This is a genomic window from Symbiobacterium turbinis (genome assembly GCF_055383075.1).
This window is the reverse complement of the sequence record NZ_AP042433.1, coordinates 2,795,351-2,812,144: the sequence shown is the minus strand read 5'-3', so window position 1 is coordinate 2,812,144 and position 16,794 is coordinate 2,795,351. Positions and strand designations below refer to the sequence as shown.

Sequence of the window (16,794 nt, the reverse complement as noted above, 5' to 3'; positions counted from 1 at the left end):
GCCTGCTCGCCGGAGGTAGCGGTGAAGCCGCAAGGGACGGCGAGAGGGCGGAGTGGGCAGCCGGCACAAGGCGGAGCGTCACCCTGCGGGGAGCAAGGCAAGCTGATGGAGCAGGTGGTGGCCAGGGAGAACATGCTGGCCGCCCTGAAACGGGTGGAGCGGAACGGAGGCGCCCCAGGCGTGGACGGTGTCCCCACCGAACGGCTGCGGGACCAGATCCGCGCAGAGTGGAGCCGCATCCGTGAGGAACTGCTCCGGGGGACCTACAGACCGCAGCCAGTCCGCCGGGTCGAAATCCCGAAACCGGGCGGCGGCAAGCGGATGTTGGGTATTCCCACCGTGATGGACCGCCTGATCCAGCAGGCACTCCTGCAAGTACTGACGCCAATCTTTGACCCGACATTCTCCGAATCCAGCTACGGCTTTCGGCCGGGGCGGCGGGGTCATGACGCGGTCAGGAAGGCACGTCAGTACGTGGAGGAAGGGTACGACTGGGTGGTGGACATGGACCTGGAGAAGTTCTTCGACCGGGTCAACCACGACGTGCTGATGGCTCGCGTGGCCCGGCGGGTAACGGACAAGCGAGTGCTGCGGCTGATCCGGCGGTACTTACAGGCCGGGGCCATGCTGAACGGGGTAGTCGCGGCGACGGAGGAAGGGACGCCACAGGGCGGTCCGCTGAGCCCGCTGCTGGCGAACATCCTGCTGGATGACCTCGACAAGGAGCTGGAGCGCCGCGGGCACCACTTCGTCCGGTACGCCGATGACTGCAACATCTACGTCCGCAGCAAGCGGGCGGGAGAACGGGTCTACAGGAGCGTGCGCCACTTCCTGCAGGAGCGGTTACGGCTGAAGGTCAACGAGGAGAAGAGCGCAGTGGACCGGCCATGGAAGCGGCAGTTCCTCGGGTTTAGCTTCTACAAGCGCCGGGGAGTGCGCATCCGGCTGGCACCGAAGAGCCTGAAGCGCGTGAAGGACAAGCTTCGCACGCTGACGGACCGCAACCGCAGCGAGAGTATGGAGGACCGAATCCGACGCCTGAACGCTTACTTGCGGGGCTGGGTTGGGTACTATGCGCTCTCCGATGCCAGGTCAGCCTTTGAAAGACTCGAAGGATGGCTGAAGCGTCGGCTGCGAGCATGCGTATGGAAGCAGTGGAAGCGTGTACGCACGCGCTTTCGGGAGTTGCGCGCCCTCGGTTTGCCCGAATGGGTAGTCTGCCAACTCGCCAACAGCCGTAAAGGCCCGTGGCGGATGGCAGGTGGCCCACTACACAACGCCCTGGGCAACGCCTACTGGCGTGCCCAGGGGCTGATAAGCCTGACCGAATGCTATGAAGCTACTCGTCAATCTTGGCGAACCGCCGGATGCGGACCCGCATGTCCGGTGGTGTGAGAGGACGGGGGCTAGCCGCCCCCTCCTACTCGATCCCCGGTATTTGGTTTACCCCACTTGATGAGCACGATCAGCCATGGAGGCAAGGCAGGACTGGCAAACGTTCTTACCCTTGAAGTTTTCCACATTGGCCGCGTTGCCGCAGAAGACGCACGCCGGCTCATACTTGCGCAGGATGATCTTGTCCCCGTCGACGTAGATCTCCAGGGAGTCCTTCTCTTCAATGTTCAACGTCCGACGGAGTTCGATCGGAATGACGACCCGGCCGAGCTCGTCTACCTTCCGGACAATTCCCGTGGACTTCATCATATGGCACATTCCCTCCTTGCATCCAGGGGCTGCGAAAGCTCTATCACCGATGATAACAGTTATGGCAGAAAAAGTCAAGGCAATGCTTTAACGTTACCTGGGGCACATTCGAACGGCTGCAAGATTAAGGGCAGTCTGCCCGCTTATGACAACCATAACTGGATGGGCGTCCTAAGTCAAGGGTCAATTGGGCATTTTACCCAAGTGCGGCAAGCCTTAGCAGGAGACGGCGTTGCGATCTCTTGACAGCGTTTTCGGAGTCGCCTATACTAAGGCCATTCAAACGCGATGAAAGAGATGAGTAAGGTCTGAGGTCCCCACAGCGAGCCGGGTGTGGTGCAAGCCGGCGGCGACCGAGATGACCCGAACATGGCTCTGGAGCGGCCGGCTGAAGGTTCGTCCGAACTGCGTAGGCTGGGACGGGGGGCTCCCGTTAGCGGGCCAGGATATCGGCGCGATGCCTGTATCCGGATGAGGTTCGACGTGCGTCGAACGAAAAAGGGTGGTACCACGGGGTGCAAGCCTCGTCCCTTTCGCGGGGGACGAGGCTTCTTGTGTTTGACGGGGCAAGCTTTTGGTGAGGAGGGGTTTTCCGCATGACCAAGTTTTATATCACAACGCCCATCTACTACCCCAGCAGCAAGCTGCATATCGGCCACTCGTACACGACTGTCGCCGCTGACGCCCTGGCGCGCTATCACCGCCGGCTGGGGCACGAGACGTACTTTCTGACCGGCACCGACGAGCACGGTCAGAAGATCGAGCGGGCGGCCCTCGCGGAGGGGAAGACGCCGATCGAGTTCGTCGACGAGATCGTCGCCGGCATCAAGGAGCTGTGGGCGGCCCTGCACATCTCGTACGATGACTTCATCCGCACGACGGAGGAGCGGCACAAGAGGGTCGTGCAGAAGATCTTCAAGCAGCTGTATGACCAGGGAGACATCTACAAGGCCTCGTACGAGGGCTGGTACTGCACGCCGTGCGAGACCTTCTGGATCGAGGGCAAGCTGAAGGAGGGCAACCTCTGCCCGGACTGCGGCCGCCCCGTGGAGTGGACCAAGGAGGAGAGCTACTTCTTCCGCCTCTCCAAGTACGCTGACCGGCTGCTGCAGTATATCGAGGAAACCGACTTCATCCAGCCGGCGACGCGCAAGAACGAGATGGTCTCGTTCATCAACCAGGGGCTGGAAGATCTCTGTGTCTCGCGCAGCACCGTGCGCTGGGGGATTCCGGTGCCCATCGATGAGAAGCAGACCATCTACGTGTGGATTGACGCGCTCTCCAACTATATCTCCGCCCTGGGCTGGGGCACGGAGAACGACGAGCTGTACCAGAAGTTCTGGCCGGCCGACGTGCACCTGGTGGGCAAGGAGATCGTGCGCTTCCACACCATCATCTGGCCGTGCATCCTGATGGCCCTCGACCTGCCCCTGCCCAAGAAAGTCTTCGGCCACGGCTGGCTGCTGTTCGGCACCCAGGCCGAGAAGATGTCCAAGTCCAAGGGCAACGTGGTCGACCCGTTTGTCCTCATCGAGCGGTACGGGGTGGACGCCGTCCGCTACTACCTGCTGCGGGAGGTGCCCTTCGGCTCTGACGGCACGTACACCGAAGAGGCGTTCATCCTGCGCACGAACAACGACCTGGCCAACGACCTGGGCAACCTGCTCTCCCGCACCACGCAGATGATCAACAAGTTCAGCGGCGGCAGTGTGCCGGAGCCCGATCCGGACCATGACGACCGGGTGCTGGCCGACCTGGCCGGGCAGGTGCTCCGGGAGTTCCAGGAGGCCATGGACCGGCTGGAGCTTTCCACCGCGCTGGCGGCGCTGTGGAGGCTGGTGGACCGGGCGAACAAGTATATCGACGAACAGGCCCCGTGGGCCCTGGCGCGGGATCCCGGCAAGGCCGGCCAGCTCCGCAGCGTGCTGTACAGTCTCGCGGAGTCGCTGCGCCTGGTCGCCGTGGCGCTCACTCCGTTCCTGGTGCACACGCCCGAGCGCATCTGGGAGCAGCTTGGCCTGGAGCCCGAGCAGGTCCGGACGATCCCCTGGGAGCAGGCGGTCGCCTGGGGCGGCCTGAAGCCGGGCACCGCGATCCGCAGGGGCAGCCCGCTCTTCCCGAGGATCGAGGTACCGAAGGATGACGACCAGGCCTCCGTAAGCGAGGGCGGGAAGAAGCCTGCGGCCGCTCCAGCAGCCAAGCAGTCTGAACCGGTGGAAGGCGTGGCGCAGATCGAGTACGATGACTTCGCCGAGGTCGAGCTGAAGGTCGCGGAGATCGTGGAGGCGGAGCGGGTGCCCAAGGCGGACCGGCTGCTGCGGCTGGTGCTGGCGGTGGGCGAAGAGCGCCGTCAGATCGTCTCGGGCATCGCGCAGCACTACACGCCGGAGGAGCTGATCGGCAAGCGGATCATCCTGGTGGCCAACCTGAAGCCGAAGAAGCTGCGGGGCGTGGAGTCGCACGGCATGCTGCTGGCCGCCACCGCGGAGGACGGCAGCCTGAGCCTGGTCACCCTGGATAAGCCGGACTTCCCCACCGGGATGCGCGTGAAGTGAGTCCGAGAGTGAGCCAGACCACCTCTCCCCGGGCGCCGCGGCCGGCGCCCGGGGAGATCGACTGAAAGAGGGACGCAACATGCTGTTCAACACGCACTCGCACGTGGATACGGCCCACCAGTTCGCAGACGACCGGGACGAGGTGCTGGCGCGGGCGCAGGAGATGGGCGTGAGCCAGCTGATGGTGATCGGTTTCGAGCGGGCGCTGCTGCCGGTCACGCTGGCCTTTGCCGAGCAGCGGGACTGGGTGTGGGCCGCGGTGGGCATTCACCCGACCAGCGCACTGGAATGGGGGCCTGAGGCGGAGGCCGAGCTGCGGCAGGCGGCGCGCCATTCGCGGGTGAAGGCGCTGGGTGAGGTGGGCCTCGATTACTACTGGAAGGATCGGGCGCCCTTCGACGTGCAGCGGGATGTGTTCCGAAAGCAGATTCGCCTGGCGCGCGAGCTGGGGCTGCCGCTGGTCATTCACAACCGTGATGCGCACGAGGATGTGGTGCGCATCCTGGAGGAGGAGCGGGCGGACGAGGTCGGCGGCATCATGCACTGCTTCTCCGGCGACTGGAAGATGGCGGAGCGGTGCCTCGCGCTGAACTTCTACATTGGAATCGGCGGCACCGTCACCTATAAGAACAATCCGGTCGGCCGCGAAGTGGCGCAGCGGCTGCCGCTGGATCGCATCGTGCTGGAGACCGACGATCCCTACCTCGCACCCGTGCCGCACCGGGGCAAGCGGAACGAGCCGGGCTACGTGCGGATCGTGGCGGAGTTCCTGGCCGAGCTGCGTGGCACGACGTTGGAGGACATCGCGGCGGCCACCACGGCCAACGCGCGGCGCGCACTCGGGCTGGATGGATAGACAACCGAAAGATCGGTGTGTGTTGACTCCCCGCCCGGCAGTCGGTATACTAACATCTTGCCGGCGTCATGCCGGGCGGCGCGGGCCAACCAGCAATTGGTCGGTTGACGCCGATCGGTCTGCCTGATAGAATGACTTCTTGCCGCCGGTTGGCGGCGGGCTCGGCCGGAGCGGCCGGGCCGGAAGCGGCCGGTGGAAACGAACGGCTGGAACGAACTGGCCGGTTGACACGAAGCCGAGAGCTTGCTAAACTGATAAAGCTGTCGCCTGACGGCAGCGGCGGTCTCGAACCTTGAAAACTAGACAGTGCAGAAGAGGAAAAGCCAAGCGAGCCGAGTACTTCAATCGAGCCAATCGAACTTTTCCACGGAGAGTTTGATCCTGGCTCAGGACGAACGCTGGCGGCGTGCCTAAGACATGCAAGTCGAGCGGGGCTTTGAGGCTTCGGCTTCAAAGCCTAGCGGCGGACGGGTGAGTAACACGTGGATAACCTGCCCTTTGCTCTGGGATAACAGGCCGAAAGGCCTGCTAATACCGGATAAGCTCACGGCCCCGCATGGGGCTGGGAGAAAAGGCGCTAGAGCGATTGGCGCTGGCAGAGGAGGGGTCCGCGGCCCATTAGCTAGTTGGTGAGGTAACGGCTCACCAAGGCGACGATGGGTAGCCGGCCTGAGAGGGCGACCGGCCACACTGGGACTGAGACACGGCCCAGACTCCTACGGGAGGCAGCAGTCGGGAATTTTGCACAATGGCCGAAAGGCTGATGCAGCAACGCCGCGTGAGCGAGGAAGGCCTTCGGGTTGTAAAGCTCTGTTGCCTGCGAAGAAGGGCCCTGTCAGGAAATGGGCAGGGTTTGACGGTAGCAGGCGAGGAAGCCCCGGCTAACTACGTGCCAGCAGCCGCGGTAATACGTAGGGGGCGAGCGTTGTCCGGAATTACTGGGCGTAAAGGGCGTGTAGGCGGCCTGTTAAGTCAGGGGTGAAACTCCGGGGCTCAACCCCGGGCGTGCCTCTGAAACTGATGGGCTTGAGTGCTCTAGAGGGCAGTGGAATTCCCGGTGTAGCAGTGAAATGCGTAGAGATCGGGAGGAACACCAGTGGCGAAGGCGGCTGCCTGGGGAGTAACTGACGCTGAGGCGCGAAAGCTAGGGGAGCAAACAGGATTAGATACCCTGGTAGTCCTAGCCGTAAACGATGAGTGCTATGTGTGAGGGGTATCGACCCCCCTCGTGCAGTAGTTAACGCAATAAGCGCTCCGCCTGGGGAGTACGGCCGCAAGGCTGAAACTCAAAGGAATTGACGGGGGCCCGCACAAGCAGCGGAGCATGTGGTTTAATTCGAAGCAACGCGTAGAACCTTACCAGGGCTTGACATCCGCCGAATCCTGCAGAAATGCGGGAGTGCTCCTTCGGGAGAACGGCGAGACAGGTGGTGCATGGTTGTCGTCAGCTCGTGTCGTGAGATGTTGGGTTAAGTCCCGCAACGAGCGCAACCCCTGTCGCATGTTGCCAGCACGTAAAGGTGGGGACTCATGCGAGACTGCCGGTGACAAACCGGAGGAAGGTGGGGATGACGTCAAATCATCATGCCCCTTATGTCCTGGGCTACACACGTGCTACAATGGCCGTCACAGAGCGCCCCGAACCCGCGAGGGGGAGGCAATCGCTGAAAGGCGGTCTCAGTTCGGATCGCAGGCTGCAACTCGCCTGCGTGAAGTCGGAGTTGCTAGTAATCGCGGATCAGCATGCCGCGGTGAATGCGTTCCCGGGCCTTGTACACACCGCCCGTCACACCATGGGAGCTGGCAACACCCGAAGTCGGTGAGCTAACCCCGCAAGGGGAGGCAGCCGCCGAAGGTGGGGCTGGTGACTGGGGTGAAGTCGTAACAAGGTAGCCGTATCGGAAGGTGCGGCTGGATCACCTCCTTTCTAAGGAGCTTTCCTCCCTGAGCAGGGGGAGACTCCCAGGTCGATACTCAGCCCATCAAAACGGGCTGGGGGGAATTGGCGGCTGTTTGGCGGACCGATTCTGCACTGTTTAGTTTTGAGGGTTCGAGAAGAACCCCAGGTCGTACCTTGAAAACTGCACAGTGAACATGCGATTCTTAGCGAAATCAAGCTAGGAAGGGCACACGGTGGATGCCTTGGCGCCAGGTGCCGATGAAGGACGTGGAAAGCTGCGATAAGCCTCGGGGAGCCGCAAGCAGGCGTAGATCCGGGGATCTCCGAATGGGGCAACCCGGCTGGCGTAATGGCCAGTCACCCACAGCTGAATCCATAGGCTGTGCGGAGGGCACCGTCCGAACTGAAACATCTCAGTAGGACGAGGAAAAGAAATCAACCGAGATTCCCTCAGTAGCGGCGAGCGAACGGGGAGGAGCCTAAACCAGCGCCGAGCAATCGGCGCTGGGGTTGCGGGACGCCGAGAATGCGATGCCCGGAGTCTAGCCGAACCGGTCTGGAAAGGCCGGCCACAGAAGGTAAAAGCCCTGTAGGCGAAAGGCGAGGGGCCGCAAGGCGGATCCCAAGTACCACGGGACACGAGGAATCCCGTGGGAATCCGGGGGGACCACCCTCCAAGGCTAAATACGCCTGGCGACCGATAGTGAACCAGTACCGTGAGGGAAAGGTGAAAAGCACCGCGGGAGCGGAGTGAAAGAGACCCTGAAACCGTGTGCCTACAAGCAGTACGAGCGCCATAAGAGCGTGAGTGCGTGCCTTTTGCAGAATGAACCGGCGAGTTACGGTCACTGGCATGGTTAAGGGCCTCAGGCCCGGAGCCGAAGCGAAAGCGAGTCTGAAGAGGGCGTAGTCAGTGGCTGTAGACCCGAAACCCGGTGATCTATCCATGGCCAGGGTGAAGCGGGGGTAAGACCCCGTGGAGGCCCGAACCGATTAGCGTTGAAAAGCTACCGGATGAGCTGTGGATAGGGGTGAAAAGCCAAACGAACCGGGAGATAGCTGGTTCTCCCCGAAATAGCTTTAGGGCTAGCGTCGGCATGTGAGCTTGCTGGAGGTAGAGCACTGATTGGGCTAGGGGCCTACACCGGTTACCGAACTCAGTCAAACTCCGAATGCCAGCAAGTATGGCCGGCAGTCAGACGGCGAGCGCTAAGGTCCGTCGTCGAGAGGGAAAGAGCCCAGACCGCCAGCTAAGGTCCCCAAGTTCCTGCTAAGTGGTCAAGGATGTGGCGTTGTAGAGACAACCAGGATGTTGGCTTAGAAGCAGCCATCATTGAAAGAGTGCGTAATAGCTCACTGGTCGAATGACGCTGCGCCATAAATACTCGGGGCTAAGCAGGACACCGAAGCTGCGGGTGTGAGCGGTGAGAGGTGAGTGGTGAGCAGTGAGTGGGGTCCGGAGTTTTCAGGATCTGCGGGTGTACCAGCAGGGCTACGAACTGGCGCTGACGGTGCACCGGCTGACCCGTAGATTTCCGGCCCACGAACAGTTTGAGTTGGGACAGCAGTTGCGTCGAGCGGCCGTGTCCATCCCGGCGAACATCGCCGAGGGATTCGGTCGGCGCGATTCAGCCGCTGACTTCCGACACTTTTGCGGATTGCGTTGGGGTCTGCCAACGAGATGTACGTCCTTCTGAGTCTGGCCAGGGATCTCGGTTACGAGATCGCTGCGATGGACAAAGTCATATCCGGGTACGAACAGCTCGGGAAGCAGATCTACACGTTGATGCAAAGACTGCAGTGACCCACTACTCACTACTCACATCTCACTGCTCACGCGGTAGGGGAGCGTTCCATGCGGGCAGAAGCATGACCGGAAGGACATGTGGACTGCATGGAAGTGAGAATGCCGGTATGAGTAGCGAAAAGACAGGTGAGAATCCTGTCCACCGAAAGCCTAAGGATTCCTGAGCAAGGCTCGTCCGCTCAGGGTCAGTCGGGACCTAAGCCGAGGCCGAATGGCGTAGGCGATGGGAAACAGGTCGACATTCCTGTACCACCTACGGGTCGCTTGACCGATGCGGGGACGCAGGAGGCTAGGGGGACCCGGCCGTTGGTCGTGCCGGGGTAAGCGGGAAGCGTGGTCCGGCAGGGAAGTCCGTCGGACTAAACGTGAGCCGTGACGCCGACCGAATTGAAGTAGGGAAGCCCCTGACGCCACACTGCCGAGAAAAGCCGCTAGGGAGACCCGGGGTGCCCGTACCGCAAACCGACACAGGTAGGCGGGGAGAGAATCCTCAGGTGCGCGGGAGAACCCTCGCTAAGGAACTCGGCAAAATGCATCCGTAACTTCGGGAGAAGGATGGCCTTCCCTGGTGAGAGGAGAGACGCCTCAAAGCTGGGGGAGGTTGCAGAGGAGAGGCCCAAGCGACTGTTTACCACAAACACAGGTCAGTGCTAAGCCGGAAGGCGACGTATACTGGCTGACGCCTGCCCGGTGCTGGAAGGTTAAGGGGAGAGGTCAGGCCGCAAGGCCGAAGCTTTGAACCGAAGCCCCAGTAAACGGCGGCCGTAACTATAACGGTCCTAAGGTAGCGAAATTCCTTGTCGGGTAAGTTCCGACCCGCACGAATGGCGTAACGACTTGGGCGCTGTCTCAGCGAGGGACCCGGTGAAATTGAAATACCTGTGAAGATGCAGGTTACCTGCGATTGGACAGAAAGACCCCATGGAGCTTTACTGTAGCTTGGCATTGGACTTTGGTGGTGCGTGTACAGGATAGGTGGGAGCCTTGGAAACTGGGTCGCCAGATTCAGTGGAGGCGCCGTTGGGATACCACCCTCGCAGCATCGGAGTTCTAACACGGACCCCTGGATCGGGGTAGTGGACCGTGCCAGGTGGGCAGTTTGACTGGGGCGGTCGCCTCCCAAAAGGTAACGGAGGCGCCCAAAGGTCCGCTCAGGATGGTTGGAAATCATCCGGGGAGTGTAAAGGCAGAAGCGGGCTTGACTGCGAGACAGACAGGTCGAGCAGGGTCGAAAGACGGGCTTAGTGATCCGGCGGTACCGAGTGGAAGGGCCGTCGCTCAACGGATAAAAGCTACCCTGGGGATAACAGGCTGATCTCCCCCAAGAGTCCACATCGACGGGGAGGTTTGGCACCTCGATGTCGGCTCATCGCATCCTCGGGCTGAAGTCGGTCCGAAGGGTTCGGCTGTTCGCCGATTAAAGCGGTACGCGAGCTGGGTTCAGAACGTCGTGAGACAGTTCGGTCCCTATCCATCGCAGGCGCAGGAGATTTGACGGGATCTGCCCCTAGTACGAGAGGACCGGGGTGGACGGCCCGCTGGTGTACCAGTTGTCCCGCCAGGGGCACCGCTGGGTAGCCAAGGCCGGAACGGATAAGCGCTGAAAGCATCTAAGTGCGAAGCCGACCCGAAGATGAGATCTCCCATCCCGTGAAGGGAGTAAGGCCCCTGGAAGATGACCAGGTAGATAGGCCGGGAGTGGAAGCGGCGTAAGTCGTGGAGCAGACCGGTACTAATCGGCCGAGGGCTTGATTTCGCTGCAGCTATAGCGCATGTTCACTGTACAGTTTTGAGGGTAAGACCTCAGCGTTTTTGGGTGGCGATACCGGAGGGGATCACCCGTTCCCATACCGAACACGGAAGTTAAGCCCTCCAGGGCCGAAGGTACTCCGCAAGGGGGAGAATAGGTCGCTGCCCAAACTAGTTTGACGGAAAGCCTCCCCCGGCGATGGCAAGTCGCCGGGGGAAGGCCGACCGCATTCACCCGGGCGGTTAGCTCAGCGGGAGAGCACTTGCTTCACACGCAAGGGGTCACTGGTTCGATCCCAGTACCGCCCACCAACAACCGGCCCCATCGTCTAGAGGCCTAGGACACCGCCCTTTCACGGCGGCGGCACGGGTTCGAATCCCGTTGGGGTCACCAAAGCGCTTGGAGGAAGCGCCGCAAGGCGCTTCCGAAAGCGCACGGAGTTTCTCCAGGCGCCTGCAGGCCGGCACCGCAGGTGCCGCCGAAGGCGCTCCTCACTTCCGGTCAAATGTGCCTATAGCTCAGTGGATAGAGCGCTTGCCTCCGGAGCAAGAGGCCCCAGGTTCGAATCCTGGTAGGCACGCCAGCGCAAAGCCCGGTGATTCATCATCACCGGGCTTTGCCGTGCGTCCCGTACAGAAGTTGCCAGCGGTCCCTGGCAGGCATAGGGGTCCGCAGGGGCGAACTATTATGGCAGAACGGCAGAACAGGGGGGAGCGGGCATGCGCATGAGATCTGCACGGGGCCGCGTACTGGCCGCCGCCGCGGCGCTCGTGCTGTTGGCAGCGGCGCTGGGCATGCTGGCACGGCCCGCTCCGCAAACGGTGACGGTTCGGGGGCTGGAGCAGCCGGTCACCTTCGTCACCTTCTCTCCGAGCCTTGACGAGGCCCTGGCTGAGGCCGGAATCACCGTCGGCCCGCACGATGTCGTGGAGCCGCCGCTGGACACCCCGCTGTCGGGCGCGGACCAGGTGGACGTGACGATTCGCCGCGCCGTTCCGGTCACCTTGATCGACGGCGGCGAGCGGCGCACGGTGCATTCCGCTGCGCGCACCGTCGCGGAGCTTCTGGCTGAGCAGTCGGTCGGCCTGGGCGAGCTGGATTCGCTGTCTGTGCCGGAGTCCGCGCCGATCACTGCCGGCATGGAGGTCCGCATCGTCCGGCGGGCGGAGGAACTGGTGGTGGCCGAAGCGGAGGTTCCCTATGAGACGGTGGAGCGGCCCGACGGCAGCCTGCTGGCGGGAACCGAGGAGGTCATTCAGGCCGGCGCGCCCGGGCGGAAGCGGATCGAGCGGGTCGTGCGGTACGAGGATGGCGAGGAAGTCTCCAGCGAGGTCGTGAATGAGACGATCATCGAGGAGCCGACTCCACGGATCATCGCCTACGGCACGGGCGGCGTGGTCTCCCGCGGCGGTGAGCAGTTCCGCTATACTGAAGTCATGGAGATGGTCGCAACAGGCTACACTCCGGGACCGGAGAGTAATCCCGACGGCAATGGGTTAACCTACACGGGAATTCCGGCGGCGCGCGGCATCGTGGCTGTCGACCCGACCGTGATTCCGCTGTACACACGCCTGTATGTGGAGGGGTACGGCCCGGCCCTGGCTGCGGACACCGGCGGAGCGATCAAGGGAAGCCGCATTGATCTCTGCTTCGACACGGTGGAGGAGGCCCTGGCCTGGGGTGTGCGGCCGGTCACGGTCTATGTCTTGGGAGACTGAACACGAGCCAGGGGCCGCCCGATACGGCCTCTGGCTTCTCGCACTTTCAGTAAGGAGACGATTTAATGGACCTGGCGAACCCGGGCGTCCTGAAGCGGCTGATGGCCCAGTACGGCCTTCGTCCGCAGCACCGGCTGGGGCAGAACTTCCTGGTTGACGGCAGGGTGCTTGACGCCATCGTGGCTGCGGCCGCGCTGGAGCCGGATGACTTGGTGCTGGAGATCGGGCCTGGGTTGGGTACCTTGACGCAGCGTCTGGCCGAACGGGCGGGGCGCGTGGTCTGCATCGAGCTGGACCGCGGGCTGGTGCAGGTGCTCCGGGAGACGGTGCAGAAGGCCAGCTCCAATGTCGAGGTCATACACGGTGACGCCGGCCGGGTCGATTTACATAAACTGCTCGAGGAGAGAATGGCGCCGGGGCAGAAGGCCAAGGTGGTCGCGAACCTGCCGTACTACATCACCACGCCGCTGGTCATGCGGCTTCTTGAGGAAGAGCTGCCGCTCACGCAGGTGGTGGTGATGGTGCAGAAAGAGGTGGCCGACCGCATGGTCTCGCCTCCTGGCTCGAAGACCTATGGCGCCCTCAGCGTCGCGGTACAATATTACACGGAGCCGCGGGTTGTGCTGCGTGTCAACCGGGCCTCGTTCATGCCGCAGCCCGATGTGGACTCCGCCGTCGTGAGCATGCGGCTCAGGCCCGAACCGCCTGTGGACGCAGAGGCAACAGATTTCTTCAAGGTGGTCCGGGCTGCCTTCGGACAGCGGCGCAAGAGCCTGGTGAACGCGCTGACAACCCTGGGGATGGATAAGGCGACGGTGCAGGCCGCCCTGGAAGCGGCGGGCATTGACCCGTCCCGCCGGGGCGAGAGCCTGTCACTGGAGGAGTTCGCGGCTGTGGCGAGAAAGCTGTTTGCACCTGATGGGGGGAGCGCCTGTGGAGGATGGTAGATTCTACAGCCCGACCAGGGGACCGCTCACGTTTGACCAGTTGATCGAGGATCTGCTGGCGTTCATGGCCGACGAGCCCCACGGCTCGTACCGGCTGATCGTCGGCACGGATTCCCACACCCGCACGGACCTGTGCTTCGTGACGGCGATCATCGTTCACCGGAAGGGCAAGGGCGCGCGGTTCTACTACCGCAAGCGCCGGCAGCGCAAGATGCGCAGCCTCCGCCAGCGCATCTTCTACGAGGCTGCGCTGTCGCTTGCGGCCGCGGAGCGGCTTGCTCAGAGCCTGTCCACCTGCGGCGCGACGGGTCTGAACGTCGAGATCCACCTGGATATCGGCGAGCAGGGCGAGACCCGCGAGTTGATCCGCGATGTCGTGGGCATGATCGTGGGCAGCGGGTTCCACGCCGAGATCAAGCCCAACTCCTACGGCGCCTCCAAGGTGGCAGACCGTTACACCAAGTGAAGCCGCCCCCCTCTTGCGCACAATCGGCGCGTTCATTCACCAGAAGTACTTGACACGGGGTGCGCGGGCGAGTAAAATGATATTTTCCTTGACTCTAGGGGCCAGAGCTGCTATACTAGTCTCGTGAATGATTGCGCCAGCGGATTGACCACTGAGCGGGGAAGGTGTGGTGGCAATTGGCTTCCAGGAGCGTTCTTGTCGACATCAAGCGGGATCTCGAGGCGTACGTTGGGGAGAAGATCCGCCTGAAGGCCAATAAGGGCCGCAAGAAGATCATCGAGCGGGAAGGGGTACTTGAAGGTACATACCCCAACATCTTCACCGTCAGGCTGTGCGAAGCTGATACGGTGCGCCGGGTTAGCTACAGCTACGCGGACTTGCTGACGGAGACCGTGGAACTGGTCGTCTGCTCCTCCAGCGGCAAGGAGACCAAGTTCGAGGCGCAGTCCCGCTAAGCGGCATAGAACCGGAACCAGAGCCAGGGAGAATCCCTGGCTTTTTCGGTGTGTGGAGGGTAATCTGGATGCAGATCGAATGCCACGCAAAGGTGAACCTTACACTGGATGTGCTGGAGAGGCGGCCTGAGGACGGGTATCACTATATCCGCTCGGTCATGGTGCCGATTTCGCTGCATGACCGCCTGTTCCTGGAGGCTGCGGACGAGGGGATCTCCCTGGAGAGCCGGCCTCCCGTAACCGGCCGGCTGGAGGAGAACCTGGCCTACCGGGCCGCGGCGCTGCTCCGGGAGGCGACGGGGTGCCGGCGCGGCGCCGTCATCCGGCTGCAGAAAGCGATTCCGGTGGCCGCCGGGCTGGCGGGCGGCTCCACCGACGCCGCAGGCGTGCTGGTGGGCCTGAACCGGCTCTGGGGGACAGGGCTCTCGGACCGGGAGCTGGCGGAGTTGGCCATCCGCCTCGGATCTGATGTCCCGTTCTTCATCTGGTCCCGGTCTGCCCGGGTGGAGGGCGTCGGGGAGCGGATCACCCCGATTGCGGTGGCAGAACCGCTCTGGATGGTGCTGGCCACGCCGGATGTGGCCAAGTCCACCGGCCGGGTATACGAGTGGTTTGACCAGCTTCCGGAGGTGGCGTCCCGCCCCGACACCGGGGCGATGGAAGAGGCCCTGGCCCGGGGCGACGCAGCCCTGGTCGGCAGATTGCTGTGCAACGTGTTCGAGCAGGTGATGCTGCCCCGCCATCCGGAGATCGCCCGCCTGAAGGAAGCGATGCTGGCCGGTGGCGCATTGGGGGCCGTGATGTCGGGGGCCGGTCCGACCGTGCTGGGCCTGGTGCCGCACCGGGAGGCGGGCGAGGCGCTCCTCCGGCAGGTCCGTCCCCTGGCGAGGGGCGCGTGGCTGGTGCGCACCGTCGGCTAGTGGTTCTGCGGCGATCCGGCAGGAGTTCGGCCGCCGCGCCGAGAAGCAGACTGCTTGTTTCCGGTATATATTTCTTGGCACTGGGGAGAGATAGGGCATGGCCGTACACGTCATCGTCCTGGCCGGGGCCGCCAACGGCGGTCCGCTGCGGGAAGTCAGCCCGGCGCCCAACGAGGCGCTCGTCGAGATCAACGGCAAGCCCATGATCCAGTACGTCATCGACGCCTTGCAGGAGGCCAGGTCGATCGGGCGCATCGTGATCGTCGCACCGCCCGGCGAGGTGGAGCCGCACGTGTCCGGCCGGAACCTGGAGTTCGTGCCCAGCCGCGGCCACATCGTGGACAACGTGCTGGAGGCCGTGAAGGTGCTGCCGCCGGACGAGCGGTTCCTGGTGGTCGGCAGCGACGTTCCCCTGCTCACCGGCCAGATTGTGGACGACCTGATCGCCCTGTGCGAGAAGCGGCCTGCCGACCTGTACTATCCCATCGTGGAGCGGGGGGTTTCCGAGGCGCGCTTCCCCGACGTCCGGCGTACATACGTCACCTTGCGGGAGGGCACGTTCACCGGCGGGAACCTGTTTCTGGTCAATCCCGCCATCGTGCAGCGGGTGGCGCCGAAGATCCGCGCCTTCCTGGACTACCGCAAGAGCCCGCTGAAGATGGTCAGCCTGCTGGGCTGGGGCTTTACCCTGCGTTACGTGCTGCTGCGCAACCTGAGCCTCAAGGAGTTGGAGGAGAAGGTCTCGCGCATGCTGGACATCAAAGGGGCCGTGGTGGTCTGCCCCTGGCCTGAAGTGGGCATCGACGTGGACAAACCGAGCGACCTCGCCCTCATGCAGTCGGTGCTGAAGTAGCGGGCCTGCTCAGGCAGACAGGGGGTGGCATCCATCGATCGGATGACTCGGAGCCAGCGTCTGGTGACCATCATGAAACTCCTCTCCGAGCGGCCGGGGGAGCTCCTGCCGCTGAGCTTCTTCACCGAGCGGTTCGGTGCCGCCAAATCCACCATTTCGGAGGATCTCGCCCTGGTGAAGGAGGCCCTGGAGGCCGACGGGTCCGGCCTGCTGCGCACCCATCCGGGCGCAGCCGGCGGGGTGCAGTACTGGCCGCTGCCCTCCCGGGAGGAGGAGCAGGAGACCCTTTTGGAGCTCTGCCGCCTCCTCAGCGATCCGTCGCGTATTCTGCCCGGCGGCTTCGTCTACATGACCGATCTGATCAACCACCCGATCTGGAGCGCCCGGATCGGCGGCATCATGGCCGCGCGGTTCATCGATGCGGCGCCCGACGCGGTGCTCACCGTGGAGACCAAGGGGATTCCGCTGGCCCTCATGGTGGCCCGCGCCTTAGGCCTGCCCATGGTGGTGGCCCGGCGTGAGGGCCGGGTGACGGAGGGGCCCTCGGTCACGCTCCACTACATTTCCGGCTCCACCCGCCGCATTCACACGATGACCGTCGGCCTGCGCGCCCTGCAGCGCGGCTCTCGGGTGCTGGTGGTCGACGACTTCATGAAGGCGGGCGCGACGGCCCGTGCCATGGTCGACGTGGCCGGCGAGATGGGCGCCACAGTGGTGGGCGTGGGCGTCTTTGTCGCCACGGCAGAGCCGGGGCGCAAGCAGGTGGAGCGCTACGTGTCGCTGCTCACGCTGGAGCAGGTGGACGAGGTGGCGCGCACGGTTCGTGTGGTTCCAGCCGATCGACTGTCGAAGGAGTGACCCTT

The 16,794-nt window shown here is 63.3% G+C and carries 11 protein-coding genes, 3 tRNA genes, 3 rRNA genes and 1 other annotated feature; of the genes, 16 read left to right on the top strand and 1 reads right to left on the bottom strand.

Annotated features, from left to right (window positions below; genetic code table 11):
* Nucleotides 1-105 precede the first annotated feature (105 nt).
* Nucleotides 106-1,395, top strand: a complete 1,290-nt coding sequence (ltrA, locus tag ACZ45O_RS13560; RefSeq protein ID WP_464853701.1) for a group II intron reverse transcriptase/maturase — start codon at nt 106-108, stop codon at nt 1,393-1,395.
* 48 nt (nt 1,396-1,443) lie between these two features.
* Here ltrA and ACZ45O_RS13555 read toward each other — a convergent pair whose 3' ends face one another.
* Complete coding sequence (locus tag ACZ45O_RS13555) at nt 1,444-1,701, bottom strand: AbrB/MazE/SpoVT family DNA-binding domain-containing protein (protein ID WP_464857763.1); 258 nt, start codon at nt 1,699-1,701, stop codon at nt 1,444-1,446.
* 282 nt (nt 1,702-1,983) lie between these two features.
* Nucleotides 1,984-2,239, top strand: a binding site (T-box leader).
* Nucleotides 2,240-2,300: 61 nt separating this feature from the next.
* Between ACZ45O_RS13555 and metG the strand changes: the two genes are divergently transcribed.
* The 15 genes from metG to purR all read left to right on the top strand — a co-directional run bounded on the left by metG (nt 2,301) and on the right by purR (nt 16,789).
* On the top strand, nt 2,301-4,259 hold the full coding sequence (gene metG / locus ACZ45O_RS13550; protein WP_464853699.1) for a methionine--tRNA ligase: 1,959 nt from the start codon (nt 2,301-2,303) through the stop codon (nt 4,257-4,259).
* A gap of 79 nt (nt 4,260-4,338) precedes the next feature.
* On the top strand, nt 4,339-5,115 hold the full coding sequence (locus tag ACZ45O_RS13545; protein ID WP_464853698.1) for a TatD family hydrolase: 777 nt from the start codon (nt 4,339-4,341) through the stop codon (nt 5,113-5,115).
* 363 nt (nt 5,116-5,478) lie between these two features.
* Nucleotides 5,479-7,042 (top strand): 16S ribosomal RNA (locus ACZ45O_RS13540).
* 183 nt (nt 7,043-7,225) lie between these two features.
* Nucleotides 7,226-10,578: ribosomal RNA gene (locus ACZ45O_RS13535) — 23S ribosomal RNA — on the top strand.
* A 56-nt stretch (nt 10,579-10,634) separates the two neighbouring features.
* Nucleotides 10,635-10,742, top strand: a 5S ribosomal RNA gene (rrf, locus tag ACZ45O_RS13530).
* Together the 16S, 23S and 5S rRNA genes with 3 tRNA genes alongside form the textbook arrangement of a ribosomal RNA operon.
* A gap of 66 nt (nt 10,743-10,808) precedes the next feature.
* A tRNA-Val gene (locus ACZ45O_RS13525) sits at nt 10,809-10,883 on the top strand.
* Between the two features lie 6 nt (nt 10,884-10,889).
* Nucleotides 10,890-10,965, top strand: a tRNA-Glu gene (locus ACZ45O_RS13520).
* Nucleotides 10,966-11,079: 114 nt separating this feature from the next.
* Nucleotides 11,080-11,155, top strand: a tRNA-Arg gene (locus ACZ45O_RS13515).
* Between the two features lie 136 nt (nt 11,156-11,291).
* The gene (locus ACZ45O_RS13510; RefSeq protein WP_464853697.1) at nt 11,292-12,290 is read left to right on the top strand and encodes a ubiquitin-like domain-containing protein; all 999 of its coding nucleotides are present in this window, start codon (nt 11,292-11,294) and stop codon (nt 12,288-12,290) included.
* A 65-nt stretch (nt 12,291-12,355) separates the two neighbouring features.
* The gene (rsmA, locus tag ACZ45O_RS13505) at nt 12,356-13,237 is read left to right on the top strand and encodes a 16S rRNA (adenine(1518)-N(6)/adenine(1519)-N(6))-dimethyltransferase RsmA (protein ID WP_464853696.1); all 882 of its coding nucleotides are present in this window, start codon (nt 12,356-12,358) and stop codon (nt 13,235-13,237) included.
* Entirely contained in the window at nt 13,224-13,703 is a 480-nt protein-coding gene (locus ACZ45O_RS13500) for a ribonuclease H-like YkuK family protein (protein WP_464853695.1), read from the top strand. The genes rsmA and ACZ45O_RS13500 overlap by 14 nt, the downstream gene beginning before the upstream one ends.
* Before the next feature lie 176 nt (nt 13,704-13,879).
* Complete coding sequence (locus ACZ45O_RS13495; RefSeq protein ID WP_464853694.1) at nt 13,880-14,158, top strand: Veg family protein; 279 nt, start codon at nt 13,880-13,882, stop codon at nt 14,156-14,158.
* A 68-nt stretch (nt 14,159-14,226) separates the two neighbouring features.
* A complete protein-coding gene (gene ispE, locus ACZ45O_RS13490) occupies nt 14,227-15,078 on the top strand; it encodes a 4-(cytidine 5'-diphospho)-2-C-methyl-D-erythritol kinase (RefSeq protein WP_464853693.1) in 852 nt (283 codons plus the stop codon).
* Nucleotides 15,079-15,175: 97 nt separating this feature from the next.
* Nucleotides 15,176-15,931, top strand: coding sequence for an NTP transferase domain-containing protein (locus ACZ45O_RS13485; RefSeq protein WP_464853691.1), 756 nt, complete (start codon nt 15,176-15,178; stop codon nt 15,929-15,931).
* Between the two features lie 42 nt (nt 15,932-15,973).
* The gene (gene purR, locus ACZ45O_RS13480; RefSeq protein ID WP_464853690.1) at nt 15,974-16,789 is read left to right on the top strand and encodes a pur operon repressor; all 816 of its coding nucleotides are present in this window, start codon (nt 15,974-15,976) and stop codon (nt 16,787-16,789) included.
* The last annotated feature ends 5 nt before the right edge of the window (nt 16,790-16,794 follow it).

Excerpts from the sequence above, each read along its gene's own strand:
- ltrA (WP_464853701.1), top strand. The coding sequence starts at position 106 with ATGGAGCAGGTGGTGGCCAGGGAGAACATGCTGGCCGCCCTGAAACGG.
- ACZ45O_RS13555 (WP_464857763.1), bottom strand. The coding sequence starts at position 1,701 with ATGAAGTCCACGGGAATTGTCCGGAAGGTAGACGAGCTCGGCCGGGTC.
- metG (WP_464853699.1), top strand. The coding sequence starts at position 2,301 with ATGACCAAGTTTTATATCACAACGCCCATCTACTACCCCAGCAGCAAG.
- ACZ45O_RS13545 (WP_464853698.1), top strand. The coding sequence starts at position 4,339 with ATGCTGTTCAACACGCACTCGCACGTGGATACGGCCCACCAGTTCGCA.
- ACZ45O_RS13510 (WP_464853697.1), top strand. The coding sequence starts at position 11,292 with ATGCGCATGAGATCTGCACGGGGCCGCGTACTGGCCGCCGCCGCGGCG.
- rsmA (WP_464853696.1), top strand. The coding sequence starts at position 12,356 with ATGGACCTGGCGAACCCGGGCGTCCTGAAGCGGCTGATGGCCCAGTAC.
- ispE (WP_464853693.1), top strand. The coding sequence starts at position 14,227 with ATGCAGATCGAATGCCACGCAAAGGTGAACCTTACACTGGATGTGCTG.
- ACZ45O_RS13485 (WP_464853691.1), top strand. The coding sequence starts at position 15,176 with ATGGCCGTACACGTCATCGTCCTGGCCGGGGCCGCCAACGGCGGTCCG.
- purR (WP_464853690.1), top strand. The coding sequence starts at position 15,974 with ATGACTCGGAGCCAGCGTCTGGTGACCATCATGAAACTCCTCTCCGAG.